This is a genomic window from Streptomyces sp. 15-116A, from assembly GCF_025290915.1.
In the GTDB taxonomy this organism is placed as follows: Bacteria; Actinomycetota; Actinomycetes; order Streptomycetales; family Streptomycetaceae; genus Streptomyces.
In genome coordinates this window covers 1-6,217 of record NZ_JAOCQE010000327.1, presented here as the reverse complement: position 1 = coordinate 6,217, position 6,217 = coordinate 1, and the positions used below count along the sequence as shown (strand labels likewise).

The following is a 6,217-nucleotide window of genomic DNA, read 5'->3' as shown; positions in this document are numbered from 1 at the left end:
GCGTGGTGGCCGTCGACCGGGACCCGGAGTCCGCCGCCCGCACCGCGCAGGAAGCCCGCCGCGCCGGTGCGCCCGCGGCCTGGGCGGAGCCGGCGGACGTGTCCGACGAGCAGGCCATGGAGAAGCTCGCGGAGCGGGTCACCACGGAGTACGGCGTGGTGGACGTCCTGGTGAACAACGCCGGCATCGGACTCGGCGGCTCCTTCTTCGACACCACCCCGGAGGACTGGAAGCAGGTCCTCGACGTCAACCTGTGGGGGGTGATCCACGGCTGCCGCCTCTTCGGCCGGCGGATGGCAGAACGCGGGCAGGGCGGTCACATCGTCAACGTGGCGTCGGCAGCGGCCTACCAGCCGACCAGGGCGCTGCCCGCCTACAGCACGTCCAAGGCGGCGGTGCTGATGCTCAGCGAATGCCTGCGCGCGGAACTCGCCGGGCAGGGCATCGGCGTGACGGCGATCTGCCCCGGCTTCGTCAACACCGCCATCACCTCCACCGCGCGGTTCGCGGGCGTCGACGCCGAGGAGGAGCGGCGGCTGCAGAAGCGGGCGGCCCGCCTGTACGGGCTGCGCAACTATCCCCCGGAGAAGGTCGCCGCCGCGATCCTGCGGGGGGTGGTGCGCGACGCGGCGGTCGTTCCGGTGACGCCCGAGGCGCGGGTGGCGTACGCGCTGTCGCGGTGGATGCCGGGGGCGCTGCGCAGGATCGCGCGGGTGAAGTCGCCGGTGTGAGCGGCCTCTTGTCCACAGTCGGCCCCAAGTAGCCTGTGGATAACTCCACTTGGCTGTGGACCAAACCTCAGAAGCAAAATCGATCGCGTGAAACGCGTCTCTCCCGGCAGGCTGAGTGGATGGACGAGACGGACGAGATGGACGAGAGACGCACCGTGAAGGTGTCCAAGTACATCGCCAAGCACCTGCGCCACCAGCCAGAGCGGATCGGGCTGTCCCTCGACGAGGGCGGCTGGGTGGAGATCGACACGCTGATCGCCGCGGCGGCCGCGCACGGCTTCCGGTTCACCCGCCAGGAGCTGGACCATGTGGTCGCCACCAACGACAAACGGCGCTTCGCGATCGAGGGCAGCCGGATCCGCGCCAGCCAGGGCCACAGCGTCGAAGTCGACCTCGGGCTGCCGCCGGCCACCCCGCCGCCGTACCTCTATCACGGCACCGTCGCCGCCCACCTGGAGGCGATCCGGACGGAGGGCCTGCGCCCGATGAACCGTCATGCCGTGCATCTGTCCGCCGACCGCGAGACGGCCACCCGGGTCGGCGCCCGCCGGGGCCGCCCCGTCGTGCTGTCGGTGGACTCGGGCACCATGCACCGCGACGGCCATGTGTTCCATGTCAGCGCCAATGGTGTGTGGCTCACCGACGTGGTGCCGCCCGGGTATCTGCGGTTTCCCGAAAGCCACTGACACGAGCTGCGGTTTCCGTAAACCTGTCGGCGCGGGCATGATCAGCGGTATGGACCGCCTGCCGACCACAGAGTCCGCCGTGACCGCTCTGAGGCAACTCGCCGAGACCTACGAACGCGAGATCGAGGTCACCCACGACATCGGCGCCGATCAGACCTCGCGCCGCACAGCGGCGGGCGTCGGCGTCACCACCGACCCGGACGGCTCCCTCCCCCACGAGGCCTATGTCGAGTTCGGCGGCCTGCCCCGGGTGAGCGTGCGGCTCTACCCCGAGGACGACGCGCTGATCGATGTCGAGGGCGTCGAGTGCCCCGACGTTCCCCGCGACGACGTGCCGGCCTTCCTCCGCTCCCTCTTCGACGGTCTGGCATACGTCAGGGCGCGGCGCTTCCCGCCCGGCTACTTCCTCGTCGTGCCGCTGCCCGGGGACCGGACCCACAAGGAGTTCATCCCGATGATCGTCCTGACTCCGTGGCTGAGCGCCCGCGTGCGGTGACCGTCCCGGGAGCGGGCGATCGTTTCACGTGAAACACGGGACGGCGCATAGGCTCGGTGCCATGAGTCTGCGCCTGAGCACCGTGATCCTCCCCTACCGCCGCTGGCACGAGGGCAGCCGCTCGGCCTGGGTGCGAGCCGAGGAGCTCGGCTTCCACGCCGGATACACCTACGACCACCTGTCGTGGCGCACCTTCCGGGACGGCCCGTGGTTCGGCGCCGTCCCCACCCTGACCGCCGCGGCGGGCGTGACGGAGCGGATGCGGCTCGGCACGCTCGTGACCTCGCCGAACTTCCGGCACCCGGTGACCCTCGCCAAGGAGCTCATCTCCCTCGACGACATCTCCGGCGGACGCGTCACGCTCGGCATAGGGGCGGGCGGCACCGGCTTCGACGCCACCGCGCTCGGCCAGGAGCCGTGGACCCCTCGTGAGCGGGCCGACCGCTTCGCCGAGTTCGTCGCGCTGCTCGACCGGCTGCTCACCGAGGACGCGGTGTCGTACGAGGGCGACCACTACTCGGCGCACGAGGCGCGCAACATCCCCGGCTGTGTGCAGCGGCCCCGGCTGCCGTTCGCCGTGGCCGCCACCGGACCGCGCGGGCTGCGGCTCGCGGCCCGTCACGGCCAGGCGTGGGTGACCACGGGCGACCCCAAGCTGTACGAGAACGGAACTCCCGAGCAGTCGGTCCAGGCCATTCGCGGACAGGCGGAGCGGCTCGCCGACGCCTGCGCCGAGATCGGCCGGGACGCCGCCGAGCTGGACAAGATCCTGCTCACCGGGTTCACCCCGGACCGGGGGCGTCCGCTGGAGTCCTTGAACGCGTTCGTCGACTTCGCCGGCCGCCACGCCGAGCTGGGCATCACCGAGATCGTGATCCACTGGCCCATCCCGGACTCGGACTTCGCCGCGAACCAGAAGGTCTTCGAGCGGATCGCGATGGAGGCGCCGGCGCAGCTCCGATGAGACGCGGGTGACGGGGGGCCCGCTGCTTCCGCTGCTGACGGGCCGGTTCCGCTGGTGACGGACGGGTTCCGCTCGTGACAGGCGTAACCACTCAGATGTGCGGAGTCCCGCACGGCCGTGCGGGCATATGCGGGACAATGGCCGGGTGACCTCAGCGACGCGCCAGCCCGTGACCCCGGCCGCCACCACCCCACCGCGGCTCATTGCCACCGACCTCGACGGCACACTGCTGCGCGACGACAAGTCGGTCTCCCCGCGCACCGTCGCCGCGCTGGCCGCCGCCGAGGAGGCGGGCATCGAGGTCTTCTTCGTCACCGGCCGCCCCGCCCGCTGGATGGACGTCGTCAGCGACCACGTCCACGGCCACGGGCTGGCCATCTGCGGCAACGGCGCCGCCGTGGTCGACCTGCACGGCGGCCCCGGTGAACACCGCTTCGTGAAGGTGCGGGAGCTCGCCCGCGAGAACGCCCTGGACGCCGTACGGCTGCTGCGCGAGGCCGCGCCCGGCACGGTGTACGCCGTGGAGCAGACGTACGGCTTCAACCAGGAACCGGACTATCCGAAGCTGCACATGGAGGTCCCGGACAGCCTCGCCCCCGCCGAGGACCTGCTCGCGCCGGACTCCCACACCGCCGGCGAGCCGGTGCTCAAGATCCTCGCCTACCACCCCACGCTGGATCCCGACGCCTTCCTCACCCTGGCCCGGATCGCCATCGGTGACCGGGCCAATGTCACCCGGTCCAGCCCCAGCGCCCTGCTGGAGATCAGCGGCCCGGACGTGTCCAAGGCCAGCACCCTCGCCCTGTGCTGCGCCGAGCGCGGCATCTCGCACGAGGAGGTCGTGGCCTTCGGGGACATGCCCAACGACGTCGAGATGCTGACCTGGGCGGGCCGCTCCTACGCCATGGGCAACGCCCACCCGGACGTCATCGCCGCCGCCTCGGGCCGCACGGTCGCCAACAACGACGACGGTGTGGCCGTGGTGATCGAGCAGTTGCTGGCCGAACACCGGTAGCCGCAGCTGCAGGCCGAACACCCGTAGCCGCACCGGCCGCTCAGAGCGGCACCCCGCGCTGCGCGAGCCAGGACACCGGATTCACCGCCGAGCCCATCTCCGGGGTGACCCGCACCTCGAAGTGGAGGTGCGGCCCGGTGGAGTTGCCGCTGGTCCCGGACTGCCCGATCCACTGCCCGGGCGTGACGTGCTCGCCCTGGTCGACGGCGACGGAGGCCAGGTGGGCGTACTGGGTGTAATAGCCGCCCGCGTGCTGGACCACGATCTCGATGCCGAAGGCCCCTCCACAGGACACCTTCACCACCTTCCCGGTGCCCACCGCCCGCACCGGCGTGCCGATCGGCACCGCGAAGTCCTGCCCGGTGTGCCGGTTCGCCCACCGCGCGCCGCCGCTGCCGTAGGACGCGGACAGCTCGTACGTCTCGACCGGCGCCACCCAGGGGTTGGCGAAGTTCATCCGCGGCTGGTCGAGGCGGACGGCGCCGCGGCAGGAGCCGGCCGCGACCGAGGCGTCCGCTTGGCCCTGGAGTTTCCAGCGTGCCGTTTCGAGCTTCTGCTCGATGCCGCGTTTCAGATCGGCGAGCTGCTGGTTGCGCTGCTCCAGTTTCTTCCACGCCGCCGCGGCCTTCGCCTCGTCCCGGGCGAGCCGCGACTCGGCCCGCGCGCTCTTCTCCAGCGCGTTGTCGAGCGCCAGGTTCGCCTGGGAGAAGACGCGCTGACCCCGCATCAGTTCCTCGGGGTCGTCGGCGAGGATCATGTGCGCGGTGAGCGGCAGGCCGCCGCCGTCGCGGTACTGGGACCGCGCGAGCCGTCCGAGGTCCTCGCGCAGGACGGCGATCTCCCGTCGCTCGCGGTCGAGCAGTTTCTCCAGCCGCTGCGCCTCGGCCCGCTGCTTCCCGGCTGCCCGCTGTCCCGCCTCGTACTGGCGGGTCGCGACCGCCGCCTGTTCGTACAGCCGCGCCACCTGGGCGCTGACACCGGTGCCGGACCCATGGCCGGGGGCGTGTACGCCGTCGCCGTCACTGGGCCGTGCGGCGAGCACGGCGAGCGCGCACAGCAGTACGGTGACGAGCAGCGGACGGCGGCGGATGAGACGCATGAGAGCGATCCTGGACCCCGCCCTGCCGTACGGTCCTGTTCTGGTCGTACGCCCGGGGGACGTCGCACCCCGGATGGCCCAGTGATTCGGCTGTGTGACCGAGCGACTTGAGGCCGCGTCAGCCCTGGACGCTCAGCTGACGAGCGGTCACCAGCGCGTCGGCCTCAGCCTCCCTGCTCACCATCGCCCGCAACGGACCATCCACAGCGGCGAGTTCCGCGTACGGCCCGCGCTGCACCACCCGACCCTCGTCCAGCACGATCACCTCGTCCACCTCCTCGAGGCCGGCCAGCCGGTGGGTGATGAGCAGCGTCGTGCGGCCCTCGGTCGCGGCCAGCAGATCGGCGGTGAGGGAGTCGGCGGTGGGCAGGTCGAGATGCTCCGCCGGCTCGTCGAGCACGAGCACCGGGAAGTCCGCGAGCAGCGCCCGGGCCAGCGCCAGCCGTTGCCGCTGACCGCCGGACAGCCGCGCCCCGTGCTCGCCGACGAGGGTGTCGAGACCGTCGGGCAACCGGTCGGCCCAGTCCAGCAGCCGGGCCCGGGCGAGCGCGTCGCGCAGTTCGTCCTCGGTGGCGTCCCGCTTGGCGAGCAGCAGGTTCTCGCGCACGGAGCTGTCGAAGAGGTGCGCGTCCTGCGCGCACAGGCCGACCAGCCGTCGTACGTCGTCGCCGTCCAGGGCGCAGGCGTCCGCACCGGCCAGCGTGTACGAGCCCGCGCTCGGGTCCAGGAACCGCAGCAGCACCTGCGCGAGGGTGGTCTTGCCGGAGCCGGACGGCCCCACTACGGCGATCCTGCGCCCCTGTTCCAGGGTCAGGTCCAGCCCGGCCAGCGCGTCCCGTTGCTGCCCGGCGTGGCGGGCGGACAGTCCCCTCACCGTGACCGGGAACGGCACGGCGGGCGCAGGCCGGGGCATCTCCGGCTCCCGGACCGGCACGGGGGCGTCCAGCACCTCGTGCACGCGCTCGGCGCTCCTGTGCACCCGCTGCCGGTACTGCACGGCGAGCGGCATGCCCAGCACGGCCTCGAAGGCGGCCAGGGGAGTGAGCACGACGACGGCCAGCGTCACCCCGTCCAGCCGGCCCGCGGCCACCGCCTGGACGCCGACGAGTGCCGCCAGCGTCACGGTGAGACCGGAGATCAGCGCCGTGAGCCCGTCACCGAGGGCGGTCGCCGTGGCGGCGCGCGAGGCGATCCGGGTGAGGAGGCCGTCGGCGCGCCGCGCCTGG

7 protein-coding genes are annotated in these 6,217 nt (G+C 72.2%); 5 read left to right on the top strand and 2 right to left on the bottom strand.

Annotated features, from left to right (window positions below; genetic code table 11):
* From N4P33_RS31230 to N4P33_RS31210, 5 genes are all read left to right on the top strand, one after another.
* On the top strand, positions 1 to 731 hold a 731-nt coding region (locus tag N4P33_RS31230; protein ID WP_260830309.1), incomplete at its 5' end, for an SDR family NAD(P)-dependent oxidoreductase.
* A gap of 137 nt (positions 732 to 868) precedes the next feature.
* Entirely contained in the window at positions 869 to 1,417 is a 549-nt protein-coding gene (locus N4P33_RS31225) for an RNA 2'-phosphotransferase (protein ID WP_260830310.1), read from the top strand.
* A 37-nt stretch (positions 1,418 to 1,454) separates the two neighbouring features.
* Positions 1,455 to 1,913 carry a hypothetical protein gene (locus N4P33_RS31220; RefSeq protein WP_260830308.1) on the top strand — a complete coding sequence of 153 codons (459 nt, stop codon included), beginning with the start codon at positions 1,455 to 1,457 and terminating at the stop codon, positions 1,911 to 1,913.
* Positions 1,914 to 1,974: 61 nt separating this feature from the next.
* Positions 1,975 to 2,877, top strand: a complete 903-nt coding sequence (locus N4P33_RS31215; protein WP_260830307.1) for an LLM class flavin-dependent oxidoreductase — start codon at positions 1,975 to 1,977, stop codon at positions 2,875 to 2,877.
* A gap of 127 nt (positions 2,878 to 3,004) precedes the next feature.
* On the top strand, positions 3,005 to 3,892 hold the full coding sequence (locus tag N4P33_RS31210; protein ID WP_260830306.1) for an HAD family hydrolase: 888 nt from the start codon (positions 3,005 to 3,007) through the stop codon (positions 3,890 to 3,892).
* 40 nt (positions 3,893 to 3,932) lie between these two features.
* On the opposite strand, the gene N4P33_RS31205 is transcribed toward N4P33_RS31210, so the two are convergent.
* Both N4P33_RS31205 and cydC read right to left on the bottom strand, forming a co-directional pair.
* Positions 3,933 to 4,991 (bottom strand): M23 family metallopeptidase, encoded by a 1,059-nt coding sequence (locus tag N4P33_RS31205; RefSeq protein WP_260830305.1) that lies wholly within the window; start codon positions 4,989 to 4,991, stop codon positions 3,933 to 3,935.
* A gap of 118 nt (positions 4,992 to 5,109) precedes the next feature.
* Positions 5,110 to 6,217, bottom strand: a 1,108-nt coding sequence (cydC, locus tag N4P33_RS31200) for a thiol reductant ABC exporter subunit CydC (RefSeq protein ID WP_260830304.1), incomplete at its 5' end; no start/stop codon positions are given.

Excerpts from the sequence above, each read along its gene's own strand:
- N4P33_RS31225 (WP_260830310.1), top strand. The coding sequence starts at position 869 with ATGGACGAGAGACGCACCGTGAAGGTGTCCAAGTACATCGCCAAGCAC.
- N4P33_RS31210 (WP_260830306.1), top strand. The coding sequence starts at position 3,005 with ATGCGGGACAATGGCCGGGTGACCTCAGCGACGCGCCAGCCCGTGACC.
- N4P33_RS31205 (WP_260830305.1), bottom strand. The coding sequence starts at position 4,991 with ATGCGTCTCATCCGCCGCCGTCCGCTGCTCGTCACCGTACTGCTGTGC.
- N4P33_RS31220 (WP_260830308.1), top strand. The coding sequence starts at position 1,455 with ATGATCAGCGGTATGGACCGCCTGCCGACCACAGAGTCCGCCGTGACC.
- N4P33_RS31215 (WP_260830307.1), top strand. The coding sequence starts at position 1,975 with ATGAGTCTGCGCCTGAGCACCGTGATCCTCCCCTACCGCCGCTGGCAC.